Origin of the sequence: Actinoplanes sp. NPDC051494, from assembly GCF_044454705.1 — a bacterium.
Lineage (GTDB): Bacteria > Actinomycetota > Actinomycetes > Mycobacteriales > Micromonosporaceae > Actinoplanes.
Genome location: NZ_JBITDZ010000010.1, coordinates 78,155 through 104,118, shown reverse-complemented (window position 1 = coordinate 104,118; position 25,964 = coordinate 78,155). Strand labels below are relative to the sequence as shown.

The following is a 25,964-nucleotide window of genomic DNA, read 5'->3' as shown; positions in this document are numbered from 1 at the left end:
ACAGAAAGGGCCTGTCATGCCCGCCACCTACGGCTTTCTCAGCACCTATCCCCCGACACAATGCGGTTTGGCGACCTTCAATGCGGCGCTGGCCTCCCACCTCACCGGGGGCGCCCCGGGCAGCGGGGTCGTCCGGCTGCTCTCCGAGGACGCGGCCGGGGGCGGGCTCGAGGTGGACCGTACGGCGCCCCGGGTGGCCCACACCTGGCACACCGGCACCGAGGGCGGCTGGCAGGCGGCGGCCAACGTGCTCAACCGCTACGACGTGGTGATCGTCCAGCACGAGTACGGCATCTACCCGGGCGAGGACGGCGACGAGGTGCTGCCGCTGCTCCGGGCGCTGAAGGTGCCGACCATCGTGGTGCTGCACACCGTCCTCAGCAACCCGACCCCGATGCAACGCTCGGTCCTCGAACGCATCCTGGCCCGCGTCGCCGCGGTGGTGACCATGACGGACACCGCCCGCCAGCGCCTGACCGCGGGCTACCGGGTCGACCCGCGCAAGGTCACGGTGATCCCGCACGGAGCCGGCAGCCACTCCAGCGCACCCCGCGAGGAACACGACGTGCCGCACCTGCTGACCTGGGGACTGCTCGGCCCGGGCAAGGGCATCGAATGGGCCCTGCGAGCGCTCGCCGGCCTGCGCGACCTCGACCCGCTGCCCCGGTACACGGTGGCCGGCCGTACCCACCCCAAGGTCCTCGACCACTTCGGCGACGTCTACCGGGATTCGCTCAAGGCCCTGGCGGACGACCTCGGGGTGGCGGACCAGGTCGACTGGCAGGACGTGTACCTCGACGAGGCGGCCCTGAGCCGGCTGATCCGCTCGGCGGACGTCGTGGTCCTGCCCTACGACTCGACCGAACAGGTCACCTCGGGGGTCCTCATCGAAGCGGTGGGCGCGGGAGTGCCGGTCATCGCCACGGAATTCCCGCACGCGGTGGAGCTCCTCGCGGACGGCCCGGGCCTGCTGGTACCCCATCAGGACCCGGAGGCGATGGCCGCCGGCATCCGGCACCTCCTGCAGGCCCCGGACGTGGCGAACCACCTGACCGGGATCGCCGGAGGCCCCACCCTGCGCTGGCCGGCGGTGGCGGCGCGATACCAGAGCCTGGCCGCTCATCTGCTCGCCGACCGCGCGCCCGTAGCCACTTCTGTCCCCGCGTGAGCGTCACGTTGCGGCTGGTCCCGCCACCCCTGCGCCTCATCGACGCCCCGGAACCCAGCTGGGCGCACATCGCCCGCCTTTCCGACGACACCGGCCTGCTCGAACACGCCCGCCACGCGACGGTCCGCCGCGAGCACGGCTACTGCGTCGACGACGTGGCCCGGGGGCTGCTCGTCGCCAGCCGCGAACCCCAGCCGACGGCCCTGGTGACCGGACTGGCCGAGCGCTATCTCGCCTTCGTCACCCACGCCATGACCCCGGACGGCCGGGTCCGCAACCGTCTCTCGTACGACCGCCGCTGGCTGGACGAGCCCGGCACCGGCGACTGGTGGGGCCGAGCCCTGTGGGGTCTCGGCACGGCGGCGGGCCGCAGCGCCGTGCCCTGGATCCGTCGCGAGGCCCGCGAAGCCTTCATGATCGGCGCCCGCCAGCGGTCTCCCTGGTCGAGAGCCATGGCCCTCGCGGGACTCGGAGCAGCCGAGATCCTCCGGGCCCCGCAGGCCGACCGGGCCGTCCGGGACGTGGCCACCCAGCTGCTCGGCGACGCGGCCACCGTCATCGGCCTGCCGGGAAGCGACCCCACCTGGGTGTGGCCGGAACGCGAACTCACGTACGCCAATCCGGCCCTGGCCGAGGCCATGATCCACGCCGGCGACCTGCTGGGCGACGAGCCCCTGCTGACCGACGGCCTGCGCATGCTGGCCTGGCTCTGCGACCTGCAAGAACATCAGGGTCACCTCTCCCCCGTACCCGTCGGCGGCTGGCACCCACCCGGCCCCGCCGCTCCGGCCGACCGATGCCGTTTCGACCAGCAGCCGATCGAGGCCGCCGCGACCGCGGACGCCTGCGCGACTGCCGCCGCGGTCACCGGCGACGACGCCTGGGACGCGCCGTTGTTCCAGGCGATCGCCTGGTTCCTGGGCGACAACGACACCGGATCGGTCATGTACGACCCCCTGACCGGCGGATGTTATGACGGATTGACACCTGAAGGCCCTAATCTGAACGAAGGTGCCGAATCCACTCTCGCGCTCGTCTCCACGTTGCAGCACGCCCGCGCGTGGGCGGGGCGCAGCGCGACCCGACCGTCAGGCGGCCTAGCGTGACCGCAACTATGGATCCCCAAGAACGAGCCCAGACCACGTCCCTTGCTCTGCGCCACGCCCTCACGATGCAGCCCGATGGGCGACGCGTGGTGATCAAGCTGTTCGTCCCCGGCGAGGACGCACAGCTGGTGCAGAACCGGGCATCCAGCCTCATCGAGCGCATCCTCCGGCTCGACGACGACGAGACAGCTCGACTGCTCGACGACGTCCTGACCCGCTTCTCGGGACGTCACCACGATCTGCTCACCACGTTCGGCCATCATTTCGACCTGGTGCACCACCGCGTGCCCCCGGATGTCGAACTCTCGCCGAACGCCCGGACCCTGATCGGCGCGTACTTCAGCCACGAGTACGCGGTCGAGGCCGCGGCGCTGTGCAACCCGTCCATGGTCCCGCACCCGGACCAGAGCGGTATGGAACCGGGCCAGCTCCGGGTCGCGATCAGCCTCCGGCAGATCGGCGAGGGCCACATCTCGTCGATCGGCTTCTGCTCGGCGGTGCTCGGCCCGGACGACCACATCAGGCTCGAGGATCGCAACGGCCCGCTGCTCGTCGGCGAACGCACCGGTGCCCGTCATCAACGGGACCTGCTCGCGGCGGGCCTCGCCGAGGTCGACCTGGACAACGAGATCTCGGCGACGGTCCTGGGATCGCTGCCGGAGAGCTACAGCGAGGAGGAGTTCGAGGATGTTCTCGGCCACCTCCCCGGTGAACTTCTCTGCCGCCCGACCGCGGGCGAGACTCTCGCGATCCTGCGTGAGATCGTCGCGACCGACTACGCGGTGACGTTCCCGGCCACGGTGCCGCTGCACCAGCGGGTGCTCTGGCCGGCCGCCCCGGCGGAGAGCAACGGCATGGAGGACGCCAGGTTCGTGCAGGTCGTGGAACCGGACGGACGGGTCTCCTACTCGGCGACCTACACCGCGTACGACGGGCGCCAGATCGGCGGCCGGATGTTGCAGACCCGCGACCTGCGCCATTTCGAGGTCACGGCCCTGCGTGGCCCCGCCGCCCGGAACAAGGGAATGGCCCTGTTCCCCCGGCCGGTGCACGGCCGTCACCTGGCGCTGTGCCGCTCGGACGGCGAGACACTCGGTCTCAGCGAACGCGACGAATCGAACCGCTGGCAGGCAGCGGTGCCGTTGCTCATGCCGCACCGCGGATGGGACCTCATCCAGGTGGGCAACTGCGGTTCGCCGGTGGAGACCAGCGAGGGCTGGCTGGTCCTCACCCATGGCGTCGGCCCGATGCGCCGCTACGCGATCGGCGCCATGCTGCTCGACCTCGACAATCCGGAGCGGGTGGTCGCGGACCTGCCCCACGGCCTGCTGGAACCGGACGAGATCGAACGCGAGGGGTACGTCCCGAACGTCGTGTACTCCTGCGGCGGGCTCGTGCACGACGGCCGGTTCTGGCTCCCGTACGGCGCGAGCGACGTCCGCGTCGGCTTCGCGAGCATCGGCGTGGACCGGCTGCTGGACGCCATGGCACCGGTCAGCTGACCGGCACGAGGGCTGTCATCACGAGGGCTGGGCGTCACGGCGCCCAGCCCTTCGCCGCGGGCCCGGCCCCGGTCGTCATGGCCGCTCAGTTCGCATCGTGCACCAGCAGGGCGAGTTGGACACGGTTCGACATGTCCAGCTTCGTCAGGGTGCGCGACACATACGCCTTGACGGTCGCGGTGCTCATCCGCAGCGAGATCCCGATCTCCTGGTTGGTGCGCCCCTGGGCAACGAGCAACGCGACATCGCGCTCTCCCGGGCTCAGGCGTTCGAGGGAGGTCCGCGCTACGGTCCGCCGGGGATCCTGGCCCGAGGCCGCGGCGAACATCATCACTCTGCGCAGGACATCGGGCGAGAGCATGGGCTCACCGGCCGCCACCTTGCGCACCGCTTCGGCGATCTGGGCCGGTGGCGTGTGCTTGAGCAGAAAGCCGCTCGCTCCCACCCGCAGCGACTGCAGCACATGGTCGTCGGTGTCGAAGGTGGTCAGCATGATCACCTGGGGCGGCTCCGGCCGGGTCCGCAGCTTCTCGGCAGCGGTCAGTCCGTCCATCCCGGGCATCCTGATGTCCATCAGGACCACATCCGGCTTGCACGTGGTGACCGCTTCCACCACCTCGGCACCGTCGGCCACCTGACCGACGACCTCGATACCGTCGAAGGCCGACAGCATCATGGTCAGCCCGGCCCGGACCAACGCGTCGTCGTCAACCAGCAGCACCCGTACGGTCAACGCCGGAGCCTCTCCGATAAATTTGTCCCCATGGATGGATTCAGCACCACCCGCCGCAGATTTCTCCAGCTGGGCGGTGCCGCCGCGATCACCACCGCGACCGGAGCCGGTGTGGTCACGGCTCTTCCCGCCGTCGCGGGCGACGAGGTTGCGCCGTCCAGTTTCCACCTCGGCACCTACACCTCGGCCGGCGGGCCCGGCATCGTCCGCGGCCTGCTCGACCCGGCCACCGGCGCCCTGACGGTGCAGGACGCCACCGCTGCCGTGAGCGAGGCGTCGTGGCTGACCCGCAGCCCGGCGGGCAGCATTCTGTACGCGATCAGCGAGCGGGACGAAGGAACCGTCAGCGCCCTCACTCCCGATCTTGCCCTGCTCGGCACGGCTCCCACCGGTAATGGTCCGGCACACGTCGCGGTCCATCCCGACGGCACGTTCCTGTTCGTGTCGCTCTACGGCGAAGGCGCCGTCGTCACCCACCCGATCAACGCCGACGGCACCCCCGCGCCCGCGACCGACCGGCGCCGGCAGGGCACCGACGGCCGTCCCTCGCACGCGCACCAGGTGGTCGTCGACCCGTTCGATGCCTACGTCCTCGCCGTCGATCTCGGCCGGGATGCCGTTTTCACCTATCGGCTGGACGCCCAGGCCGGATCGCTGGCCGAGGTCGCCCGTGCGGACTTCCCCGCCGGCACCGGCCCCCGCCACATCGTTTTCCATCCGTCCGGCTCGGTCGCCTACGTGGCCGGCGAACTGAACTCGACCGTCACGGTTTGCGCCTACGCGGACGGCGTGCTGGAGCCCGGCCAGGTCATTGCCGCGGCTCCCGCCGGGGAGGTCACCGATTACCCCGGTGAGATCGCCATCGCTGCCGACGGCCGCCACGTCTATGTCAGCAACCGTGGCTCGAACACCGTGGGCGTCTTCAGCACCGGTGCGGACGGCACGGTCCTGGAACGGCTGGCGGCACCGACCTGCGGCGGTGACTGGCCCCGTCACCTCGCGATCGATCCCTCGGGCCGATGGCTCCACGTGGCGAACCAGCGGTCGGGAACGGTCACCTGGCTGCCGATCACCGACGGCATCCCTGGTGCCGTGGCGGGTTCCCGCTCTGTCCCAGGGGTCGCGCAGATACTGCCGCAGCCCGCGTGACGGGCCCGTCGGCGTTCCCCGGCGCGGCGATGGGGTCACGGGCTCCATGGCAACCAGGCCTTCAACTGGAACTCACCGGTTTCCGTGGGGCCGTGCTCCAGCCGGCCGCCGGCAAGATGGACCCGCTCGCCGAGCCCCACCAGCCCGACACCGGCCCCGGGCACGACGCTGCTCGGTTCCGTCCTCCGTATCGCCGCGTCTTCCGCTTCTGGGTCCGGTACCCCGTGGACCGGGTTTCCGACCTCCACCATCAAGCCGGATCCGTTCATGGTGACCACATCCACGCGCACCGGCGCACCCGGGGCGTGCTTACGGGCGTTCGTCAGCGCCTCCTGCACGATGCGATACGCATGCAAGCCGATCATGGAAGGAACCGGATATGCGACGTCCATGACAAACACCAGATCGACCTCGGCCCCGCTCACGCGTGACTCCTCCACCAACGCCGGCACATCGGACAAGGACGGCTGGGGATGGTCCTCGGCGGGAGTTCGGAGCATCCTGATGACCCCGCGCAGATCCTCCAGCGCTTCATAGGCCGCATTCCTGATCACACCGGCGGCCTGGCGTTCGGATTCCGGGGCATCCCGGCGGACCTCAAGGGCTCCCGCGTGCACAGCGAGCAGCGAGATCCGATGAGCGAGCACGTCGTGCATCTCCCGGGCGATCAGCTCCCGCTCACCGAGCCTGGCCTGTTCGACACGCAGCTTCTCGCCCTCCTCGGCCTGCCGGGCGCGGTCCGCCCAGGAACGCACCAGCAGGCGATGCGAACGGATCACCATCGCCACCGCGACGGTGCTGACGTGCAGGAGCACAAAGAACACGGTCGCCTCGACGAAGATCCGAGTCGGGCCGAGGACCAGGTAGTAGACCCCGGTGACCGTGACCGAATACAGGACGGTCAGCGCGGCGGCCACCGGCACCCGGCGGTGCAGCCCGACCGCGAAGAGGGCCACCGGTGTCGCGCCCATCGGCAGTCCGAAGAAGATGCCCGCCGGGATCAGGACCAGTGTCAGAGCCACCGGGCGGCTGCGCCGGAACGCGATCAAACCGGCGGCGGACAGCGCGCCCGCGAGCAACTCGACCGGGAGCGGCGCGCCGTCGCCCTCGGAGATGGTCGTCCACAGGAAGAAGGCGCCCAGGGCGGTGGCGAGCGCCCCGAGCCCGACCTCGAGCGCCCAGGAGCGCTTTCGCATCGGGGATCGATTCAGCTGCCAGGACGTCTTCATGCCCACGACGCTACTTTTCCGAGGGCCGGCCGGGCAGTGGCCACCGGTCAACGAAAGCATCGACTTTGGTATACGGCGACATCGACCATAGGCCGTTTCGGCCGCCCACCGGGTCGGGGCAGGGTCGTGGGCATGACAGACGAGCGAGTCGTGGCGACCCCGGTGTGGGCCCGGGCCATGGTGTGGTCGCTGATCCCTGGGGCCGGCGCCGCGCTGGGCTGGGTGGTGCACGAGCTGCCCGCCTGGGTGCTCCGCATCCCGTTCGCGCCGATGAAGGGCCCGTTCCGCCTGGCCGCGCGACTGCCCGAGCCCGAGGCGACGCTGGGTGCGATGGCGGCCGGGGCGGTGCTCGGGCTGGTCCTCGCTCATCTCGTCGACAAGGAATCGTTGACGGTGAAGGTGACCTCGACGGAGGTGGTGCTCGTCCGGCCCGGTGTGAGACATGTTCTTCCCCGGCATACGGTGGCAGCCGCCTACTCAGAGCGTGACCACGTCGTTCTGCTCGCGAGCACGGGAAAAGAACTGGCGCGGGAGCCGTCGCACCTCGGGCGGCAACGGCTCGCCGCGCTCTTCGGACCGATCTGGAGCGAGGCCGACCCGTATGCGAACTCCTATCTGCGCTGGGTGCCCGGGTCACCGGATCTCCCGGCCGGAGTGCAGGCGTTGTTCGCGGCACGGCAGCGCGCACTCGACAAGGGGGACACCGACGACGCCCGGCAGCTCCGCGGCGACCTGGGCCGGCTCGGCTTCGTGGTCCGCGACGAGAAGAAGCGACAGCACTTCCGGCGTACGGACGCGGGGTAGCAGCCGCCGGATCACACCTCGGCGGTGACCACCCAGATGGTCAGCACAGCGAGAAAGTCACCACGATCGTCGGCAGCGTCGATCTGCTCGAACCAGGCATCTCGGAGTCCCTCCGGCGCGTTCCAGGACTCCCCGGGGATCTCCGGATTGACCATGGGAAGCACCACGGCGGCCGAGGCCGGATCGGGAAACAGGCAGGTGACCGGCGTCGCGGTGACATCGGAGAGGCCGAGTGCCACCAGACGCCGACGCAACGTCCGCCCGATGGCCGGCCGCGACGGCGTGAGCCGGCCGTACGAGTGCTCGATCACCGCGGCGGTCAGATCGGCGGCCATGCCGTCGAATGCCAGCGAGGTCCAGTCGGTGTCGATCAGGCAGAGGCGCCCGCCCTCTCGCGTGACCCGGGCGAGTTCGGAGATCGCCAGGTCGATGTCCTCGACATGCTGGAGCACGCGCTCGCACCAGACCCCGTCGAAGGTCTCGTCGGGGAAGTCGAGGGCACAGACGTCACCGGCCACATACCGGACCCCGCCGCCGTCGGCCCGCGACCGCGCGACGGCCAGAGTGCCTTCCGAGCGGTCGAGCGCGACGACCTGCCCGTCCGGCGCGATCGCGGCCGCGAGCTCACGGGCCACCTCACCCGCCCCACATCCGGCGTCGAGCAGCCGCTGACCCTGAGCGGGGCGCAGCGCTTCCCAGGCAGCGTGCCGGACCCGGCGGATCTCAGGGTGACGCGACATGGCCTCGAGCATCGACACCAGCATCGCGAGAGTGTCGGGTGGCATCCGGTCGAGATCCGCGAACGGGGGACGTTCCAGCTGTGCGCGCTCCATGGCGCCCATAGTGGCCCTGCGCAGGGCAAATCGCGGGCGGGGGTCAACCTTCCGACACGTAACCCTCACTTAGAGTGCCGGCCGACCGATCAAACGGACGTGCCGCGCCCAGCCTTCGGGAGCCACCTCGCCGGTTCAGGACGGGCCCGGAACACCCAGCACGGCGCGGTCCTCAGATGGAGGCGGATGTGACCGAACAGGCGGGCGTGTGGCACTGGCGGGACGCGATCCCGGCCAGCACCCTGGACCGGGTACGCCTCGGCGCAGTGGTGCTGGCCTGCATCAGCATGATCGGCCAGCTGGGACAGCTCGAGCCGACCGGATCAGCGACGTGGGACGTCGCGGCCCGGGTGGCGCTGGCGGGACTCGGCATCGGGTTCGTCACCACCTACGTCCGGGGCCGGCCGTGGTTCCTCGATCCGATCGTGCTGCCGGGTGCTGTCGCCCTCGCCGGCTCCGCGCTCGAGGACCCGATCGCCACGATCGGCCTGACCATGGTCCTGCTCATGGTGCAGTCGCTCTACGGCTCGTTCCGGTCGTGGGCGGTGCGGTCGCTCTTCGGCATGCTGGCACTGCCCGCGGCGCTCATCGCGGCGCCCACCCCCATCGGCGCGATGATGGATCTGGGCCGGTCGGTCCAACTCATCCCACAGATCGTGCTGGTCAGCGTCCTGACGAGGGCGATCTGCACCGCATTGCGCCGTCAGGAGGTGGCCGCGGCGCGCGACGCCCTGGTCGCGCGGGCCGGCAACGAGGTCCTGGCCGCGGCCGACGTCACCGTCGTACATCGCATCGCGAGGGAGACCGCGCGCCATCTCACCGATCTGACACCGGACACCGCCATGGTCGTCCTGCAGCGCACGGACGAGGGTCTGCTGGTCGTCAACTCAGTCGGCGAGATCGCCGATCTGGCCGGCCGGGTCCTGCCCGACACCGCGCTGACCGACCCGGCCGGTGTGCTGGCCACAGCGGCACCGCGCATGCGCCACTGGTACGTCGAGGAGCTGATCGACGCATCGGAACGCTACCGGGTGCTCGGCGGTGTACGGCGGGTGCCCGAACCGGTGATCGACGCGTTCCGGACCCTCGGCACCCAGGTGCGGCTCGGCGAGGCCAGCCTGCGCTCACACGCCGAACTCGACCATCAGGCCAACCATGACAGCCTCACCCACCTGCCCACCCGGGCCAAATTCTTCCGCGAGCTGATTGCCGCTGTCGACGGGGACGCGCCGGGCACGGTCGCCCTGCTCACCATCGACCTGGACGACTTCAAACAGGTCAACGACGTGTACGGGCATGCCGCCGGCGACGAGCTGCTCCTCCAGGTCGCCGAGCGGATCAGCGCGGCCGGCCACAGCACCGGGGTCGCGGGGAGGTTCGGCGGCGACGAGTTCGTACTGATGCTCACCGGCCTCACCGATGCCGCCGAGGCGGAACGGACCGCCGAACTGCTCTGCACCCATCTGGTCCAGCCGATGCGCCTGACCGCGGCCACGGTCCGCGTCGGAGCCAGCATCGGTGTCGCCCTCACCGAGCCGGGTGTCACCGCTTCCGAGCTGACCCGGCGCGCCGACATCGCCATGTACTCCGCCAAGGCACGTGGCAAGAACCGGGTCGAGATCTTCTCGCCCGGGGAGCACGGCGAGGTCGCGCGCCACCGGACCCTGGAGGACCAGCTCCCGTACGCGATCGAACGGGGCGAGATCGGCAGCTTCTACCAGCCCTACCTCAACCTCGGCACCGGCGAGTGGTCCGGCGTCGAGGCCCTCGTGCGGTGGGCGCATCCGACGATGGGTGACGTGAACTGCCGCGAGCTGCTGGCCCTCGCCGAACGGACCGGGGACCTCTCGAGCATCACCGCGTACTTCCTGCGTACGGTCGCGACGGAGACCGCCGGGCTGCCGGGTGGTGCCAGGCTGCAGATCGGCATGAACCTGAGCGCCCACCAGCTCTTCGATCCCGCCTTCGCCGAGACCGTGCTGGACACGCTCGCCGAGTGCGGGCTGGAGCCGTCCCGCCTCGCCCTGGAGATCGTCGAGTCCGAACACATCGACGACTCGCGCGCACGACATCAGCTCGACCGGCTCGCCGCCGGTGGGGTGCGCATCGCGCTCGACGACTTCGGCACCGGATACGTGTCGCTGGCCTCGCTGCGCGCGTTCCCGATCCACCAGCTCAAGGTCGACGCCACGTTCATCGCCGGCGATCCGGCGTCGCTGGACCTGGTGCTGTCGGTCGGCAACCTGCTCGGCACGGAGACCGTCGTGCAGGGGGTGACCACCCCGGAGCAGCTCGACCGGCTGCACCGGACCACCGCGACCGCGGCCCAGGGCCCGCTGCTCGCACCGATCATGACGGCCGCCGCCCTCAAGGACCTCCTCACCGGCGCCACCATCCCGGCCGCCGGATGACCGGGCCGGCCGGGACAGATCGGGCCGGAGGAGACACGGCGGGTCGGTGGGCCTCCATGGTCCCGAGAAATGGAACGGCCGGGGCTTTCCGGTGGGGTTGGTGGGACCGATGATCCGGCGGATGACCTGGAACGGGAGGGGTGATCAGGGAGAGAGATCACATGGCGTGCTCTGAGGCATGGCTCTCGGTGGTGATGGTTTGTAAGATCCGAAACATGACGGCAACAAGGATCGGCCTGGTGGGGTTCGGATCGGGTGGGCGCATCTTCCATGCCCCGCTCATCGCGGCCGCCGAGAACGTTGAGTTCGCCGGTGTGGTCACCCGGTCATCCGAGCGGCGCGACGAGCTGGCGAAGGCACATGCGGGGGTGCCCGCGTACAACTCGATCACCGAGCTGGCCGCGGCCGGGGTGGATGCCGTCGTGATCTCGACGCCGGCCGAGACCCACGGTTCGCTGGCGAAGGAGGCCATCGCGCTGGGGCTGGCCGTCGTGGTCGACAAGCCGTTCGCCCTCGACGCGGCAGCGGCCCGCGACGTCGTCACGCTGGCCGAGGACGCCGAGGTGCTGCTCACCGTCTACCAGAACCGGCGGTACGACTCCGACCTGCTGACCGTGCGGCGGCTCATCGGGGAAGGCGCGCTCGGCGAGGTACGCCGGTTCGAGTCGCGGTTCGAGCGCTGGTCGCCCGACCGGCAGCCGCCCGCCGCCGGCGGTGGGACGCTGCTCGACTTCGGTGCGCACCTCGTCGACCAGGCGCACCTCCTCTTCGGACCGACCACCCGGGTGTACGCGGAACTGCGCGGCGACAGCCCCGATGACCTCGACAGCGACGTCTTCGTGGCCCTGCACCACGAGAGCGGCGTCGAATCGCACCTCTGGGGCAGCTGGCGGCAGGCGGCGCCCGGACCACGGTTCCGGGTCAGCGGCACGACCGGCACCTACATCGTCGACGGCCTCGACGGCCAGGAGGCGGCGCTCAAGGCCGGACGCTCCCCCGCCGGCCTCGGCGACCGTTGGGGCGTCGAACCGGAACACGCCTGGGGCCGGCTCTACCGCGGAGCGACCGGGGCCCCGGTGCGCAGTGACCGCGGCCGGTGGGACGTGTTCTACCCGGCGTTCGCGGCTGCGGTGCGCGGCGAGAGCCCGCTCGCGGTCGACCCCTGGGACGCGGTGCGAAACATGGAGGTCCTGGACGCGGCCCGGCTCAGCGCCCGGACCGGTCAGACCGTCACCATCTGAGATCACGAACGCCGGCCGGAAGCCGTCACCGATCCGAGGAGCGAACGGTGACGGCCGCGAGCCGAACCCGCCACCGGACGAGCCCGGCCGCAAGCCGGAGGCGACCGGTCGCGAGCTGGGCGGGGCCGACGGCCGGGTCAGAGGAGTTCGTCGAGGAGGGCCAGGATCGCGGCGCCGTCCAGGGCTTCGTCGTCGGTGAGGATGACAAGGCGGCGGTCCGAGTCGGGGAGGAAGCCGGCGAATGCCTTGAAGCCCGCGTTGTGTCCGGTGTGGCTGATGATCGGCTCACCCTTCCAGGTTCCGATGTAGAGACCGTAGCCGTAGTCCTGGAAGATCGGGCGCTGGTCGCCCGTCGCCGCGCGGGCCGTCACCATCAGGGTGCGCCACGGCTCGGTGAGGATCGTGCCCGAGGCCAGGCGGTCCATCCAGGTGATCATGTCGGTGGCGGTGGACCAGACGTCGCCGGCGCCCATGCCGGTCACTTCCATGTCCCAGGATGGCAGCGTTGCTCCGGCGGCGTCGTGGCCGGTGGTCAGGTTGCCGGTGCCCGCCGCCGGTGACCCCGCGAATGTCTGCGACATGCCGCACGGTGTGAAGATCCGGTCGGCGAGGAAGTCCTGGTACGGGGTGTCCGCCACCAAGGAGACCACGTGCGCCGCGAGGACGTACCCGGGGCTGCTGTAACGCCATTGGGTTCGCGGCTCGAAGAAGGGTGGCACCGTGCGGAACGTTTCGATCAGCTCGTCCAGTGGCACGCGCTTCTCGAGGTCGATCGTCGGGTAGTCCTCCCAATGACCGATGCCGGAGGTGTGCGCGAGCAGGTCGTGCAGGGTGACGCCGGGCCAGCCCGGGACCCAGCGGTCCAGCGGGTCCGCCGGCGCCAGTTTGCCGTCCTGGGCGAGCAGCAGCACCGCCGCCGCCGCGAACTGCTTGCTCACCGAGGCAATCTGGTAGCGCAGCGGTGACGGTTCGCCGGCGAGGACCTCGTTTCCCTGCTGCAGAAGGATCATCCTCGGAGCGTATCCGCCAGGGTCTTCGCCGGCCTGCCGGTGAGCCGGGGCACCGCGGGGTCGACCGTGGACAATTCGCCCGCCGCTACCGCCGTGTATGTGCTGACCCACGCGTCGACCTGCCAGTCCGGGGCTCCGAACGCGGCTCTGGACGCGTACGCCTCCTCGGGGGTCTCGTTGTGGAAACGGACCTGGCGGCCGGTTGCGGCCGCGACCACCGCGGCCATCTCGGTGAAGGTGAGGGCATCGGGGCCGGTCAGATCATAGGTACGGCCGGAGTGCGCGCCCGGCTCGCGCAGCACAGCGACCGCCGCGTCGGCCACGTCGTCCTGGGCCACGACAGCGGCCCGCCCGTCGCCAGCCGGGCCGCGGATGATCCCGTCGTCGCCGACGAGCATCGGCAGGAAGTCGGCGTACAGGTTGTCGCGCAGGAACGTGTAGGCGAGGCCGCTCTCCTTGATGTACTCCTCGGTCGCCCAGTGGTCGCGGGCCAGGGTGAACGTCGCGTCCGCGCGGGCTCCCGCGAACGACGTGTAGACGAGGTGCCCGACGCCGGCGTCCACCGCGGCGTCGATGAAGCTGCGGTGCTGGTCGACGCGGTCCGGTGTCTCGGCGGCGGAGACCATCAGCACGGCCGTGGCACCGTCGAGACCGGCTCGGACAGCCGCGCGGTCCGCGTAGTCGGCCACCGCGACCTGGGCTCCCGGCACGTCGGGGGCACGGGCGGCGTCACGGACGAGGAGTCGTTGCGGGCGGTCGAGGCGGGCCGTGACCCGCCTGCCCAGGCGGCCGGTGGCGCCGCTCACCACGGTGAGAGTCATGATCCGACAATATGCCGGGGCCGCATCTCGGGGCCGAGAACCCGGGCGGTGGCCAGCGAATCCGCGAACGTGGCCACCACGAGGTCCAGCCCGGCCGGCAACCAGGTCAACGCGGGGCCGGCGACGGCAGAAGAGGGCGGGGCGAAGGTGGTCATGGACGTCAGGATGTCGGCCGGGGTCATGCCCGCGGATTGCAGGGCTCGCAGTTCGCGGGGATTGACGGCCAAGGGGAGGGGGCCGTTGCCGAGATCGGTGCCGTAGCGGACGGTGCCGCCGTGGTCGAGGAAGCGCCGCAGATTGCCGATCGCCGTGTGCCGGGCCGGGGTGTCGCGGCCCCAGCCGTGGATGTCGAGGGTACTGATCCAGGTCATCCGGGTGGCGCAGGCACGGATGAGGCCTTCGTCGAGGTTGTCGGTCCACGGGGTGTGGGCCAGGAGGTCGGCTCCCGCGTCGTGAGCGGCGGCCACCATGCCGGGGCCCTCGGCGTGCACGACCACCGGCAGTCCGGCGTCATGGGCGGCGGTGACCAGGGCGGTCAGGGTCGCGGGTGGGAGCGTCGGGCCGTCGGCATTGGCGGTCACCTTGATCAGGGTGGCGCCGGCGGCCTGGGCCTCGGCCACGGCGCAGGCCGCGTCGCCGGGGGATCGGATCTCGCGGCAGCTGCCGGGGGGCACCCAGGAACGGTCGCTGGGGTAGCCGCCGGGGGCGATCAGAAACGGTCCGGCGTAGCGCAAGGTGACCGTGTTGCGGGCCGCCTGGGCGGCGATCTCCGTGGGTGGGCCGCCGAGGTCCCAAGCGCCCGCGATCCCACCGGCCCGCAGGGTCGGCAGGTCCACCAGAGCGGCGTGCACGTGCGCGTCGACCAGCCCGGGAAGGACCGACCCGGGCAACCGCAGCCGTTGCGCACCGGCCGGGATGTCGGCAATCGGAACAGCTGAGGGAACTGTCGACCCAGGAGCGGAAGACGGTAAGGGGGAAGACGGGGCGGGGAGGGCCAGGCCGGCGGTCAGGTGGCCGTTCCACCAGAGGGAGTCGGGTAGCAGCCAGGTGGTCATGGCTGCTGGGTGAGCAGGTCTCGCAGGACGCTCAGGCCCCGGTGGACCTCGGTGAAGCTGGTGCTCAGCGGCGCCGGGCCGATGCGGAGGCCGTCCGGGCGGCGGTAGTCGGGGATCACGCCCCGGGTCCAGAGCGGGTCGAGGAGGTCGGCGAAACCGGGTTTGCTCAGGGTGACGTGACCTCCGCGCCGGGCCGGGTCGCGGGGGCCCGCCACCGTCACTCCCAGGGGGGCGAGCCAGGCGTCGGCGAGGTCGAGGACGTAGTCGGTGAGCTGCAGCGACTTGTGGCGCACCGCGGTGATGCCGGCCGTGGACAGCAGGTCGAGGTTGGCGTGCAGCGGGACCATGGCCAGGATCGGCGGGGTGCCGCTGAGCAGGGCCCGGATGCCGGGTGCCGGGTCGTAACCGGGGCCCATGTCGAAGCGGGCGCGGTGGCCCATCCAGCCCTGGATCGGTTGCCGGAGGGACGGCTGGAGGCTGCTTCTCGCGTACGCGAAGGCTGGTGCTCCGGGTCCGCCGTTGAGGTATTTGTAGGTGCAGCCGACGGCCAGGTCGGCGTCCCAGGCGTCGAGCTCGACCTCGACCGAGCCGGCCGAGTGGGAGAGGTCCCAGAGGGTGAGGGCGCCGGCGGCGTGGGCGATGCGGTTGATCTCGGCCGCGTCGGCGAGCCAGCCGGAGCGGTAGGCGACGTGGCTGAGCAGGACCAGAGCGGTGTCGGCGTCGACCGCGTCGGCAATCTGGGCGGGGGTGATGCCGGCGGCCGGGTCGGTCTCGATCCAGTGCAGGGTCAGGCCGCGTTCGGCGGCGATGCCTTCGAGGATGTAGCGATCGGTCGGGAAGTTGTCGGTGTCCAGCACGATGGTGCCGCGGCCGGGGCGGGCGGTGATCGCGGCGCGGGCGAGTTTGTAGAGCAGGACCGTGGTGGAGTCGGCGATCACGACCTGGCCGGGGGCGGCGCCGAGGGCGGCCGCGGCGAGCCGGTCGCCGAGTTGTTCGGGCCAGTCGAGCCAGCCGTCGGTCCAGCCGCGGATGAGCCGGCCGGCCCACTGGTCGCGGACGAAGGTGTCGAGGAGCTCCGCGGTGGCGCGCAGCGGCCGGCCGAGGGAGTTGCCGTCGAGGTAGGAGATGACGTCGGAGTCGTCCGGGGCGAGGAACCGGTCGCGCAGCGGCGCGAGCGGGTCGGCGGCATCGAGCTCGTGGGCTCGTACGAGAAGGTCCATGGTCTCAGATGTTCGCGAGCGTGCCGTTGGTGAGGATCGGGCCCCAGTAGACCCAGCGGCCGTCGTGGCGCACGAAACGGCTGCGTTCGCGCATGTCGCCGGGCTTGCCGCCGTCACGGAAGTGGGCCTTGAACTCGACCACTCCTTCCGCGTCGAACAGGCCGCCGCCGGTGGCCTCGACGACGTCCAGGCCGACCCAGCGCAGGTGCGGGTCCGGTTCGACGCCGGCGGGGCGGGTGTCGGGGTGCCACGACGCGAGGACGTAGTCGGCGTTGTCGAGGGCGAACGCCGCGTAGCGCGAACGCATCAGGGCCTCGGCGGAGGCCGGGGCGTGCCCTTGGTGGGCGGGGCCGCAGCATTCCTCGTAGGGAAGACCGAGGCCGCACGGGCAGGAGGAGTTCGCGCGTCGGGCCATCCGGCTATTGTTCCCCAACCGTCACGTCCACCGAACGGTAGTAGCGGATCTTCTCGCGGATGTGGGTGCGTTGCCGGATCAGCTCGTCGAGCCGGCGGCCGATCTCGGTGTCGTGGTCCTCGAGGAGCTCCCGGCGCTCGGTCACCGACGTGGACGAGGCGTACCGGCGCATCTGGGCGATGGGCATGCCGGTGTCGCGCAGGCAGCGCAGGATCATCAGCCAGGCGACGTCGTCGTCGGTGAAGACGCGCTGCCCGCCGGCCGTGCGTTCGATGGCGCCGAGCAGGCCGATCCGTTCGTAGTAGCGAAGCGTGTCGAGGGTGTAGCCGGTCTTCGTGGCGATCTCGCCCGGGGAGTATGGCGGCATGCCGCTATTCTGCCCGCTGCGTCACCACGATCTCACTGATCACTTGCTGACAGCGGTCAAGTTCTTCGATGAGTCCGCGCATCTCCGCGATCGCGCTGACCGCGGCGCGGGTGCCGTCGCGGATGCCGCCGACCTGGTCGCCGATCTCGCTGGTGGCGGTCGCGGTCTCGTTGGCCAGGTCCTTGACCTCGCTGGCGACGACCGCGAAGCCGCGTCCGGCCGCACCGGCCCGGGCCGCCTCGATCGTCGCGTTGAGCGCGAGCAGGTTGGTCTGTTTGGCGATGGTCGCGATCAGCTCGACCACTTTGCCGATCTCGGCGCTACTGGCCTCGAGTTTCTCGATCACCGCCACCGCGGTCCCGGCGGCGCGCACCGCCGCGCGGGTGGCCGTGGCCATGTCGCCGCTGACGTCGGCGAGCCGGTGCGCGGAGGTGGTCATGCAGGACTGATCGGTCAGGGCGGCGACTTCCGAAGCGGTAAGCGCGCGGCAAGTCTCGGTTCAATTCTTGCAAAAACCTGACGTACGCTTCCGGCATGACCAAACGGTTGGCCGAGGTGGCCAAGAAAGCCGGCGTCAGCGAGGCGACCGTGAGCCGGGTGCTCAACGGCCGCTCCGGCGTCAGCGAGGCGACCCGCGCGTCGGTGCTCACCGCGCTCGACGTGCTGGGTTACGAGCGGCCCACCAAGCTGCGCGGTGAGCGCGGGCGGCTGGTCGGGCTCGTGCTGCCCGAGCTGCAGAACCCGATCTTCCCGGCGCTGGCCGAGGTGGTGACCGCGTCGCTGGCCCAGCGCGGGTTCACCCCGGCGCTGTGCGCGCGCACGATCGGCGGGGTGCCCGAGCGCGACTACATCGAGATGCTGCTCGACCACCAGGTGTCCGGTGTGGTCTTCGCCGGCGGCTCCTACGCGCTGGCCGAGGCCGAGCACGGGCACTACAAGCAGCTGCTGGACCGCCGGATGCCGGTGGTGATGGTCAACGGCGGCGTCGGCGACCTGGGCTTCCCGCACATCTCCACCGACGACGCGGTCGCCGTCGAGCAGGCGTACGGCCACCTGCGCTCGCTGGGCCACCACGAGATCGGCCTGGTGCTCGGCCCCGAGGACCACGTGCCGTCGCGCCGCAAGCTGGCCGCCGTCGCGGACGTCGCGGGCTGGACCGGGTCCCCGGACGGGTGGCCGGTCGAGCGGACCAGCTTCTCGATGGAGAGCGCCCGGCTCGCCGCGAGCCGGCTGATCCACCGGGGCGTGACCGGCATGATCTGCGCCAGTGACATCCTGGCGCTGGGCTCGATCCGGGCCGCCCGGCGCCTCGGTCTCGACGTGCCGCGGGACGTGTCGGTGGTGGGCTTCGACGACAGCGCGCTGATGACGTGCACCGATCCGCCGCTCACCACGGTGCGGCAGCCGATCGAGCTGATGGGCCAGGCCGCGGTGGATGTGCTGGTGAACCAGATCGAGGGCGCGGCGGCGACGACCGACGAGTTGCTCTTCGAGCCGGAGCTCGTGGTCCGGGGCAGCACCGGTCCGGCGCCGCAGAAGTAGGGGCTGAACAGCAAAAAGGGGCGGAGACGCCCCTTTTTTGTGCCCGGAGTCAGCACAGTCGAGTTTTTTCGGATCATGGTCGAGTTCTTGCGCGACGAAGTTTGACTTTGTATCGTCACCGGCACGAAACAAAGCACGAGACTCACGTCACATAGAAGGGCGTTCCCATGTCCAGTACCAGGCTGCGCAGTGCTCTTGGGCTGCTGCTCGTCGCCGGGGTCGCCTTGTCGGCCGCGGCATGCGGCGGGGACGACGACTCGACCGCGAGCAAGGGCGGCAAGGTCACGCTCGTGATCAACGGCCTCCCGCCCGGCACCGAGCAGGCCACCCACGACCGGTTCCTCGCCAACGTCGCGGAGTTCGAGAAGGCCCACCCGGACATCGACATCGACGCCCGCGAGGGCAAGATGGACCCGCAGACGTTCCCCGCGAAGCTCGCCGGTGGCCAGCTCGAGGACGTCTTCTACGTCTACTTCACCGACCCGGCCAGCCTCATCGCCAAGCGGCAGGTGTCGGACATCAGCAAATACCTCAAGGACTTCCCGATCGCCTCGCAGCTCAAGCCCGAGGTGCTGCGCGTCTTCCAGGACGACAAGGGCGCGACGTACGGGCTTCCGTACAAGAACTATTCGATGGGTCTGCTCTACAACCGCGAGCTGTTCACGAAGGCCGGGCTCGACCCGGACAACCCGCCGAAGACCTGGGCGGACGTGCGGGTGGCGGCGCAGAAGATCGCCGCGCTCGGCGACGACACCATCGGCTACGGCGACTACAGCAAGAACAACACCGGTGGCTGGCACTTCACCACCGAGCTGTACTCGGTCGGCGGCGACGTCGCGGTCAACGAGGGCGGCACCTGGAAGGCCGCGTTCAACAGCCCGCAGGGCAAGCAGGTGCTGCAGCAGCTCAAGGACATGCGCTGGACCGACAACTCGATGGGCCAGAAGCAGCTGCTCGAGTGGGCGGACCTGCTCAACCAGATGGGCTCCGGCAAGCTCGGCATGTACCTCGCCACCGCCGACAACATCCCGACCATCGTCAACCAGTACAAGGGCAAGTACGAGACGTACGGCCTGGGCCCGATCCCGGACGGCAAGGGCACGCTGGGCGGCGGTGAGGGTTACCTGTTCAAGGCCGGCCTGAGCGCCGACAAGATCAAGGCCGGGCTCACCTGGCTGACGTTCTGGTTCACGTCGGCCGACCGCTACGAGGCCGAGAACAAGTGGTCGAGCGAGACGAAGCAGCCGGTGGGCCTGCCCGAGCCGGCGATCTTCACCGGCCCGGCCGCCGAGACCCAGGCCACGGCCGACAAGAAGTACGCCAACGTCCCGCAGGCCAACTACGCGCCGTTCGTAGCGAGCATGAGCAGCATCCCGGTGAAGCTCGAACCGCCGAACGCGCAGCAGATCTACGCCACCCTCGACGTGGCGATGCAGAAGGTCCTCACGGACAAGAACGCCAACGTGGACCAGCTGCTCGCGGACGCCGAGACCCAGGTCAACCAGATCCTGACCAGCGTCAAGTGAGCACCGTCTCGACCCCGGTCCGCGCGCGCCCGTCGCGCGCGGGCCGGGCCCGGCGCACGATCAACGACAACCTGCTGGCGTACGGATTCATGGCCGCCGGCCTCGCGTGTTTCGCCCTCTTCTCCTGGTATCCCCTGGTCAAGGGCGTGATCCTGAGCTTCCAGCAGGACAACTTCGTGGTGCCGCCCTACTGGGTCGGCCTCGACAACTACCGGGCCCTGTTCGACGACCCGCTGTTCTACACCGCGTGGAAGAACACGGCGATGTTCAGCGGCATCGCCCTCGTGTTCGGTTTCGTCCTGCCGTTCTTCATCGCGGTGCTGCTCAACGAGTTCCGCCACTTCAGCGGGTACTTCCGGGTGCTGGTCTACCTGCCGGTGATGCTGCCGCCGATCGTGTCGGTGCTGCTGTGGCGCTACTTCTACGACCCGGGCAGCGGCTTGTTCAACTCGATCCTGCGCGGCGTGGGCCTGCCCGAGTCGCAGTGGACCCAGTCGTCGAGCACCGCGCTGATCTCCCTGGTCCTCGTCTCCACCTGGGCGAACCTCGGTGGCGCGACGCTCATCTACCTGGCCGCGCTGCAGGGCATCCCGGGTGAGTTGTACGAGGCGGCGGAGCTGGACGGCGCGAGCATCTGGCAACGGCTGCGACACGTCACGTTCCCGCAGATGCGCTTCATCATGCTGGTCCTGCTACTGCTCCAGATCATCGCGACGATGCAGGTGTTCATCGAGCCGTACGCGCTGACCGGCACCTCCAACCCGGACACCATCACGGTGCTGGTGCTGGTCTACCGCTACGCGTTCACCGTCAACAACGACTTCGGGCTGGCCGCCGCCATGAGTGTGCTGCTCTTCGTGGTGCTGGGCGCGTTCTCCGCCATCTATCTGCGCCTGACGCGCACCTCGGAAGACTGAGGAGGAGCTGATGACCCTGACCGCCCCACCTCGGACACCCGCGGGAACGGCACCGGTGCCCGTACCGAAAAAGCGAAGCCGGAAAGCCGGCGGCGAACCGGCGAGCCGGACCCTCATCTCGGTCGTCGACCTGCGGCGGCACCGCACGCTCTATTTCGTCGTGCTCGGGCTGACGCTCATGGTGTTCACGCTGGTCTTCCTGTTCCCGCTGTACTGGATGATCACCGGCGCGCTGAAGTCGCCGGCCGAGTTCGCGCGCAGCACCCCCACGCTGATCCCGGAGTCCTGGCACCCGGACACGTACGCGACCGCGTGGACGAACATGAAGATCGCCAAGTACTTCACCAACACGGTCTTCTACGCGCTCGGCGGCTGGATCATCGCGCTGGTCGTGGACATCGGTGTCGCGTACGCGCTCAGCAAGCTCAAGCCGGTCTTCGGCAAGATCGTGCTCGGCGGGATGCTGGCCAGCCTGATGCTGCCGCCCGCCGCGCTGCTCGTGCCCGCCTACCTCGCGGTCGTCGACGTGCCGATCGTGCACGTCAACCTGCTCAACACGCCGTGGGCGCTGTGGCTGCCGGCCGCCGCCAACGCGTTCAACGTGTACGTGCTCAAGCGTTTCTTCGACCAGATCCCGAACGACCTGCTGGACGCCGCGTCCATCGACGGCGCCGGAAAGCTGCGCCAGCTGTGGTCGATCATCCTGCCGCTGTCGCGCCCGGTGCTCGGGGTGGTGTCCATCTTCATCATCGTCGCGCTGTGGAAGGACTTCCTCTGGCCGCTGCTGGTGCTGCAGGACCCCGACTCGCAGACGTTGAGCGTGGCGCTGAGCCGGCTGGCCAACACGAGCCAGGTCCCGCCGACCGAGTTCATGGCCGGGCTGGCCATCGCCAGCCTCCCGATGATCGTCGTCTTCCTGATCTTCCAGCGCAGCATCATCGGCGGCCTGTCGGCCGGCTCGGTGAAGGGCTAAACAGAAAGAGGTCGCAGTGGCCGAGAACGCATGGTGGCGTGATGCCGTCATCTACCAGGTCTACCCGCGCAGCTTCGCCGACTCCGACGGCGACGGCATAGGCGACCTGGACGGGATCCGTAATCACCTGGGCCACCTGGCCGGGCTCGGCGTCGACGCGATCTGGATGAGCCCGTGGTACCCGTCGCCGATGGCCGACGCCGGGTACGACGTGGCGGACTTCCGCGACATCGACCCGGTGTTCGGCACACTCGCCACGGCGGAGTTGCTGATCGCCGAGGCGCACGCGGCGGGGCTGCGGATGATCGTGGACATCGTGCCCAACCACGTGTCCAGCGCGCATGTCTGGTTCCAGCGGGCGCTGGCCGACCCGTCAGCGCCGGAACGGGAGCTTTTCTGGTTCTCTGCTGTTCAAGATCACATGCCGACGGACTGGGTCGGGGAATTCGGCGGCAGCACCTGGACGCGTACGCCCGACGGGGCCTGGTATCTGCACCTGTTCACCCCCGAGCAGCCGGACCTCAACTGGGACCACCCGGCCGTGCGCGCCGAGTTCGAGGACATCCTGCGGTTCTGGTTCGACCGCGGCGTGGACGGCATCCGGATCGACTCGGCCGCGCTGCTGTTCAAGGACCGCACCCTGCCCCCGGTCGTCGAGGGCCGGCCGCACCCGTTCCACGACCTCGACGAGGTGCACGACGTCTACCGCGCGTGGCGCCGGGTCGCCGACTCGTACCCCGGGGACCGGGCGCTGATCGGCGAGGTGTGGATGCCGGAGGTGGAGCGCTTCGCCAACTACCTGCGCCCCGACGAGCTGCACGCGGCGTTCAACTTCGACTTCCTCGGCTGCGCCTGGGACCCGGACCTGATGCGGGCCTGCGTCGACCGCACCCTCGATGCCCACCGTACGGTCGGCGCGCCCGCCACCTGGGTGCTGTCCAACCACGACGTGACCAGGCACGTCACCCGGTACGGCCGCGGCACCACCACGTTCAGCTTCGACAACAACCTCGACGGCACCCCGGTCGACCTGGAACTCGGCACCCGCCGGGCCCGTGCCGCCGCCCTGCTCACCCTCTCGCTGCCCGGTGGCACCTACGTCTACCAGGGCGAGGAGCTGGGCCTCTGGGAGAACGAGAACATCCCGGCCGAGCAGATGCAGGATCCCATGTACGGCCGCCGGGGCCACAGCCGCGACGGCTGCCGGGTGCCACTGCCGTGGTCCGGGGACGAAGCGCCGTTCGGTTTCTCTACCGGTGATCCCTGGCTGCCCCAGCCCGCGGAGTGGAAGGACCGCACGGTCCAGGCGCAGACCGGCGACCCGAGTTCGATGCTCGAGCTGTACCGCACGGCGATCACGCTGCGCCGCGGTGCCACCGCGTTGCACACCGAGGACCTGACCTGGCTGCCTTCCGGGCCGGGCGTCCTCGCGTACACCCGAGGTCCGGACTTCGCACTGGTCCTCAACATGTCCCCGGCAGCCGTCGTGCTGCCGGCGCACCGATCCGTCCTGCTCGCCAGCAGTCCCCTCGACGGCGATCGTCTCCCCCAAGACACCGCGGTGTGGCTGCGCCTGACCTGAAAAGGATCCCCATGGCAGCACGAACACTGGCCGTCCTCGCGGCCGTAGCGACGGTGGTGGCGTCCGCCACCGCGGTCGTGACCTGGTCCTCCGCCCCGGCGCAGGCGGCCGGGCTCTCCCCGTTCGACGTGCCCGGCCGCGGCGCCACCGTGCCGTTCGTCGAGCACGAGGCGGAGAACGCGGCGACCAATGGTACGAAGACCGGCACGAGTCGCTACTACGGACAGTTGTCGTCGGAGGCGTCCGGTCGCGAGGCCGTCACCCTCGACGCGACCGGCGAATACGTGGAGTTCACGCTCACCAAGCCGGCGAACGCGGTGACGTTCCGCTACAGCATCCCGGACGGTCGCGAGGCCACCCTCGATGTGCGGGCGAACGGCACGCTCGTCAAGGCGGTGCCGGTGACCTCCAGGTACGGCTGGTTCTATGGCGGCTATCCGTTCAACAACAACCCCAACGACTCCAACCCGCACCACTTCTACGACGAGGCGCGGACGCTGTTCGGGACGACGTACCCGGCCGGCACCAGGCTGCGGCTCCAGGTGTCGTCGACCGCGCAGTCCCCCAGCTTCACCATCGACCTCGCCGACTTCGAGAACGTGCCGGCGCCGCTGGTGAAACCCGCTGGTGCGATCGATGTCGTGGCGGATTACGGCGCCGACACCAGCGGCGCGACCGATTCGACCGCCCGGTTCCAGGCCGCGGTCAACGCCGGGGCGTCATCCGGTCGCGTGGTGTTCGTCCCGCCGGGCACCTACACGCTGTACAGCCACGTGATCGTGGACCGGGTGACGCTGGCCGGGGCCGGCCCCTGGTACACCGTGCTCGGCGGGCGGCACCCCACCCAGCGCAACCTCGCCGTCGGCATCTACGGCAACAACAGCCAGAACGTCACCGTGCGGGACCTGGCGATCATCGGCGACATCCGGGAACGCGTCGACGACGACCAGGTCAACGCGTTCGGCGGGGCGATGAGCAACTCGGTCGTCGACAACGTGTGGATGCAGCACACCAAGGTCGGCGCGTGGATGGACGGGCCGATGGACCGGTTCACCATCAGGAACAGCCGGATCCTCGACCAGACCGCCGACGGGGTGAACTTCCACATCGGCGTCACCAACTCCACGGTCACCAACACGTTCGTCCGCAACACCGGCGACGACGGGCTGGCCATGTGGGCCGAGAACGTGCCGAACGTGGCCAACTCGTTCACCCACAACACGGTGGTCGCGCCGATCCTGGCCAACAACATCGTCAGCTACGGCGGCCGGGACATCGTGATGACCGACAACGTGGTGACGGACACGGTCACCAACGGCGGCGGCATCCACATCGCCAACCGGTACCCGGGCGTGAACGGCGCCACCGGGGTGCGGGGGACGTGGACGGTCGCGCGGAACACGCTGATCCGGGCCGGGAACTCCGACTACAACTGGCAGTTCGGGGTCGGGGCGATCTGGTTCTCCGCGCTGAACGAGGCGTTCCAGAACCCCACGATCAACATCACCGACACGGACATCATCGACAGCTCCTACGCGGCGCTGATGTGGATCGAGGGCCAGACCAACGGCATCAACCTCACCAACATCAAGATCCAGGGCGCCGGCACGTACGCGTTGCAGGTGCAGGCCAACAGCCAGGTCAGCTTCACCAACGTGACGGCTACGGGTATCGCCCAGCCGAACCCGATCCACAACTGCGTGGGCGCCGGCTTCCAGATCACCCGCAGCGGCACGAACACGGGCTGGTACGCCGACCCGCCGTTCTGCGGCCCCTGGCCGGTTCCGCGGTGGACTACTCAACCACCGAACCAGCCCACCACTCCACCGGTGACCCAGCCGACCACCCCACCGACCACTCCACCGACCACCCCACCGACCACCCCGCCCACGACACCTCCCACCACCCCGCCGCCGGCTTCCGGGAACCTCGCGCTCAACCGGCCGGTCACCGCGAGTGGGCAGGCGGACGTCTACGGCCCGGGCAACGCGGTCGACGGTAACGCCGGCACCTACTGGGAGAGCAGCAACAACGCGTTCCCCCAGACGCTGACGGTGGACCTCGGCCAGAGCCGCGCGGTGTCACGCGTCGTGCTCAAGCTGCCGCCGGCCGCGGCCTGGGCGACCCGCACCCAGACCCTGTCGGTCCAGGGGTCCACGGACGGCTCGTCGTACACAACTGTCAAGGCCTCCGGTGGATACACGTTCAATCCATCCACAGGCAACACGGCGACGGTGTCGTTCCCGTCCACAAGTCAGCGCTACCTGCGCCTGACCATCACCGGCAACACCGGCTGGCCCGCGGGCCAGGTCTCCGAGTTCGAGGTCTACACCTCGTAGCAGGACCGGGGCAGGACGGCG

23 protein-coding genes are annotated in these 25,964 nt (G+C 70.0%); 13 read left to right on the top strand and 10 right to left on the bottom strand.

Annotation, left to right across the window (positions count from 1 at the left end; all coding sequences use genetic code 11):
* Positions 1-16 precede the first annotated feature (16 nt).
* The 3 genes from ACIA6A_RS29875 to ACIA6A_RS29865 all read left to right on the top strand — a co-directional run bounded on the left by ACIA6A_RS29875 (position 17) and on the right by ACIA6A_RS29865 (position 3,776).
* Positions 17-1,168 (top strand): glycosyltransferase, encoded by a 1,152-nt coding sequence (locus ACIA6A_RS29875; protein ID WP_396101257.1) that lies wholly within the window; start codon positions 17-19, stop codon positions 1,166-1,168.
* Positions 1,165-2,274, top strand: coding sequence for a glycosyltransferase (locus ACIA6A_RS29870; RefSeq protein WP_396101256.1), 1,110 nt, complete (start codon positions 1,165-1,167; stop codon positions 2,272-2,274). The genes ACIA6A_RS29875 and ACIA6A_RS29870 overlap by 4 nt, the downstream gene beginning before the upstream one ends.
* A gap of 86 nt (positions 2,275-2,360) precedes the next feature.
* Positions 2,361-3,776 (top strand): glycoside hydrolase family 130 protein, encoded by a 1,416-nt coding sequence (locus ACIA6A_RS29865; protein ID WP_396101255.1) that lies wholly within the window; start codon positions 2,361-2,363, stop codon positions 3,774-3,776.
* A gap of 85 nt (positions 3,777-3,861) precedes the next feature.
* Here ACIA6A_RS29865 and ACIA6A_RS29860 read toward each other — a convergent pair whose 3' ends face one another.
* Positions 3,862-4,509, bottom strand: a complete 648-nt coding sequence (locus ACIA6A_RS29860; protein WP_396101254.1) for a response regulator — start codon at positions 4,507-4,509, stop codon at positions 3,862-3,864.
* A 30-nt stretch (positions 4,510-4,539) separates the two neighbouring features.
* Between ACIA6A_RS29860 and ACIA6A_RS29855 the strand changes: the two genes are divergently transcribed.
* Positions 4,540-5,658: a lactonase family protein gene (locus ACIA6A_RS29855; protein WP_396101253.1), complete on the top strand. Its 1,119-nt coding sequence runs from the start codon at positions 4,540-4,542 to the stop codon at positions 5,656-5,658.
* Between the two features lie 35 nt (positions 5,659-5,693).
* Here ACIA6A_RS29855 and ACIA6A_RS29850 read toward each other — a convergent pair whose 3' ends face one another.
* Positions 5,694-6,887 carry a sensor histidine kinase gene (locus tag ACIA6A_RS29850; RefSeq protein WP_396101252.1) on the bottom strand — a complete coding sequence of 398 codons (1,194 nt, stop codon included), beginning with the start codon at positions 6,885-6,887 and terminating at the stop codon, positions 5,694-5,696.
* A gap of 132 nt (positions 6,888-7,019) precedes the next feature.
* On the opposite strand from ACIA6A_RS29850, the gene ACIA6A_RS29845 reads away from it, so the two are divergent.
* On the top strand, positions 7,020-7,691 hold the full coding sequence (locus ACIA6A_RS29845) for a hypothetical protein (protein ID WP_396101251.1): 672 nt from the start codon (positions 7,020-7,022) through the stop codon (positions 7,689-7,691).
* 11 nt (positions 7,692-7,702) lie between these two features.
* On the opposite strand, the gene ACIA6A_RS29840 is transcribed toward ACIA6A_RS29845, so the two are convergent.
* Positions 7,703-8,524, bottom strand: coding sequence for a methyltransferase domain-containing protein (locus ACIA6A_RS29840; protein WP_396101250.1), 822 nt, complete (start codon positions 8,522-8,524; stop codon positions 7,703-7,705).
* Positions 8,525-8,712: 188 nt separating this feature from the next.
* Between ACIA6A_RS29840 and ACIA6A_RS29835 the strand changes: the two genes are divergently transcribed.
* Positions 8,713-10,935 (top strand): putative bifunctional diguanylate cyclase/phosphodiesterase, encoded by a 2,223-nt coding sequence (locus tag ACIA6A_RS29835; RefSeq protein ID WP_396101249.1) that lies wholly within the window; start codon positions 8,713-8,715, stop codon positions 10,933-10,935.
* A 215-nt stretch (positions 10,936-11,150) separates the two neighbouring features.
* Positions 11,151-12,176: a Gfo/Idh/MocA family oxidoreductase gene (locus tag ACIA6A_RS29830; RefSeq protein WP_396101248.1), complete on the top strand. Its 1,026-nt coding sequence runs from the start codon at positions 11,151-11,153 to the stop codon at positions 12,174-12,176.
* 137 nt (positions 12,177-12,313) lie between these two features.
* On the opposite strand, the gene ACIA6A_RS29825 is transcribed toward ACIA6A_RS29830, so the two are convergent.
* From ACIA6A_RS29825 to ACIA6A_RS29795, 7 genes are read right to left on the bottom strand one after another with little or no spacing between them, the layout of a single operon-like run.
* Positions 12,314-13,186, bottom strand: a complete 873-nt coding sequence (locus ACIA6A_RS29825) for a serine hydrolase domain-containing protein (protein ID WP_396101247.1) — start codon at positions 13,184-13,186, stop codon at positions 12,314-12,316.
* Positions 13,183-14,007 (bottom strand): SDR family oxidoreductase, encoded by an 825-nt coding sequence (locus tag ACIA6A_RS29820; RefSeq protein ID WP_396101246.1) that lies wholly within the window; start codon positions 14,005-14,007, stop codon positions 13,183-13,185. Before ACIA6A_RS29820 ends, ACIA6A_RS29825 begins: the two co-directional genes overlap by 4 nt.
* On the bottom strand, positions 14,004-15,062 hold the full coding sequence (locus ACIA6A_RS29815; RefSeq protein WP_396101245.1) for an amidohydrolase family protein: 1,059 nt from the start codon (positions 15,060-15,062) through the stop codon (positions 14,004-14,006). Before ACIA6A_RS29815 ends, ACIA6A_RS29820 begins: the two co-directional genes overlap by 4 nt.
* The gene (gene kynU, locus ACIA6A_RS29810; protein ID WP_396101244.1) at positions 15,059-16,282 is read right to left on the bottom strand and encodes a kynureninase; all 1,224 of its coding nucleotides are present in this window, start codon (positions 16,280-16,282) and stop codon (positions 15,059-15,061) included. The genes ACIA6A_RS29815 and kynU overlap by 4 nt, the downstream gene beginning before the upstream one ends.
* Positions 16,283-16,286: 4 nt before the next feature.
* A complete protein-coding gene (locus tag ACIA6A_RS29805) occupies positions 16,287-16,697 on the bottom strand; it encodes a YchJ family protein (protein WP_396101243.1) in 411 nt (136 codons plus the stop codon).
* A 4-nt stretch (positions 16,698-16,701) separates the two neighbouring features.
* The gene (locus ACIA6A_RS29800) at positions 16,702-17,064 is read right to left on the bottom strand and encodes a MerR family transcriptional regulator (protein ID WP_396101242.1); all 363 of its coding nucleotides are present in this window, start codon (positions 17,062-17,064) and stop codon (positions 16,702-16,704) included.
* Positions 17,065-17,068: 4 nt separating this feature from the next.
* Positions 17,069-17,503: a methyl-accepting chemotaxis protein gene (locus ACIA6A_RS29795; RefSeq protein ID WP_396101241.1), complete on the bottom strand. Its 435-nt coding sequence runs from the start codon at positions 17,501-17,503 to the stop codon at positions 17,069-17,071.
* A gap of 95 nt (positions 17,504-17,598) precedes the next feature.
* Between ACIA6A_RS29795 and ACIA6A_RS29790 the strand changes: the two genes are divergently transcribed.
* The 6 genes from ACIA6A_RS29790 (at position 17,599) to ACIA6A_RS29765 (ending at position 25,943) form a co-directional block, all read left to right on the top strand.
* Complete coding sequence (locus ACIA6A_RS29790) at positions 17,599-18,606, top strand: LacI family DNA-binding transcriptional regulator (protein ID WP_396101239.1); 1,008 nt, start codon at positions 17,599-17,601, stop codon at positions 18,604-18,606.
* Between the two features lie 167 nt (positions 18,607-18,773).
* A complete protein-coding gene (locus ACIA6A_RS29785) occupies positions 18,774-20,132 on the top strand; it encodes an ABC transporter substrate-binding protein (RefSeq protein ID WP_396101238.1) in 1,359 nt (452 codons plus the stop codon).
* Positions 20,129-21,049: a carbohydrate ABC transporter permease gene (locus ACIA6A_RS29780; protein ID WP_396101237.1), complete on the top strand. Its 921-nt coding sequence runs from the start codon at positions 20,129-20,131 to the stop codon at positions 21,047-21,049. The genes ACIA6A_RS29785 and ACIA6A_RS29780 overlap by 4 nt, the downstream gene beginning before the upstream one ends.
* A 10-nt stretch (positions 21,050-21,059) precedes the next feature.
* A complete protein-coding gene (locus ACIA6A_RS29775) occupies positions 21,060-22,022 on the top strand; it encodes a carbohydrate ABC transporter permease (protein WP_396101235.1) in 963 nt (320 codons plus the stop codon).
* 16 nt (positions 22,023-22,038) lie between these two features.
* Positions 22,039-23,604 (top strand): alpha-amylase family glycosyl hydrolase, encoded by a 1,566-nt coding sequence (locus ACIA6A_RS29770; protein ID WP_396101234.1) that lies wholly within the window; start codon positions 22,039-22,041, stop codon positions 23,602-23,604.
* 11 nt (positions 23,605-23,615) lie between these two features.
* Positions 23,616-25,943: a discoidin domain-containing protein gene (locus tag ACIA6A_RS29765; protein ID WP_396101232.1), complete on the top strand. Its 2,328-nt coding sequence runs from the start codon at positions 23,616-23,618 to the stop codon at positions 25,941-25,943.
* The last annotated feature ends 21 nt before the right edge of the window (positions 25,944-25,964 follow it).

Coding starts and splice junctions, on each gene's coding strand:
- ACIA6A_RS29840 (WP_396101250.1), bottom strand. CDS start 8,524: ATGGAGCGCGCACAGCTGGAACGTCCCCCGTTCGCGGATCTCGACCGG.
- kynU (WP_396101244.1), bottom strand. CDS start 16,282: ATGGACCTTCTCGTACGAGCCCACGAGCTCGATGCCGCCGACCCGCTC.
- ACIA6A_RS29790 (WP_396101239.1), top strand. CDS start 17,599: ATGACCAAACGGTTGGCCGAGGTGGCCAAGAAAGCCGGCGTCAGCGAG.
- ACIA6A_RS29795 (WP_396101241.1), bottom strand. CDS start 17,503: ATGACCACCTCCGCGCACCGGCTCGCCGACGTCAGCGGCGACATGGCC.
- ACIA6A_RS29825 (WP_396101247.1), bottom strand. CDS start 13,186: ATGATCCTTCTGCAGCAGGGAAACGAGGTCCTCGCCGGCGAACCGTCA.
- ACIA6A_RS29830 (WP_396101248.1), top strand. CDS start 11,151: ATGACGGCAACAAGGATCGGCCTGGTGGGGTTCGGATCGGGTGGGCGC.
- ACIA6A_RS29850 (WP_396101252.1), bottom strand. CDS start 6,887: ATGAAGACGTCCTGGCAGCTGAATCGATCCCCGATGCGAAAGCGCTCC.
- ACIA6A_RS29875 (WP_396101257.1), top strand. CDS start 17: ATGCCCGCCACCTACGGCTTTCTCAGCACCTATCCCCCGACACAATGC.
- ACIA6A_RS29805 (WP_396101243.1), bottom strand. CDS start 16,697: ATGGCCCGACGCGCGAACTCCTCCTGCCCGTGCGGCCTCGGTCTTCCC.
- ACIA6A_RS29765 (WP_396101232.1), top strand. CDS start 23,616: ATGGCAGCACGAACACTGGCCGTCCTCGCGGCCGTAGCGACGGTGGTG.
- ACIA6A_RS29815 (WP_396101245.1), bottom strand. CDS start 15,062: ATGACCACCTGGCTGCTACCCGACTCCCTCTGGTGGAACGGCCACCTG.
- ACIA6A_RS29775 (WP_396101235.1), top strand. CDS start 21,060: ATGACCCTGACCGCCCCACCTCGGACACCCGCGGGAACGGCACCGGTG.
- ACIA6A_RS29855 (WP_396101253.1), top strand. CDS start 4,540: ATGGATGGATTCAGCACCACCCGCCGCAGATTTCTCCAGCTGGGCGGT.
- ACIA6A_RS29820 (WP_396101246.1), bottom strand. CDS start 14,007: ATGACTCTCACCGTGGTGAGCGGCGCCACCGGCCGCCTGGGCAGGCGG.
- ACIA6A_RS29845 (WP_396101251.1), top strand. CDS start 7,020: ATGACAGACGAGCGAGTCGTGGCGACCCCGGTGTGGGCCCGGGCCATG.
- ACIA6A_RS29785 (WP_396101238.1), top strand. CDS start 18,774: ATGTCCAGTACCAGGCTGCGCAGTGCTCTTGGGCTGCTGCTCGTCGCC.
- ACIA6A_RS29800 (WP_396101242.1), bottom strand. CDS start 17,064: ATGCCGCCATACTCCCCGGGCGAGATCGCCACGAAGACCGGCTACACC.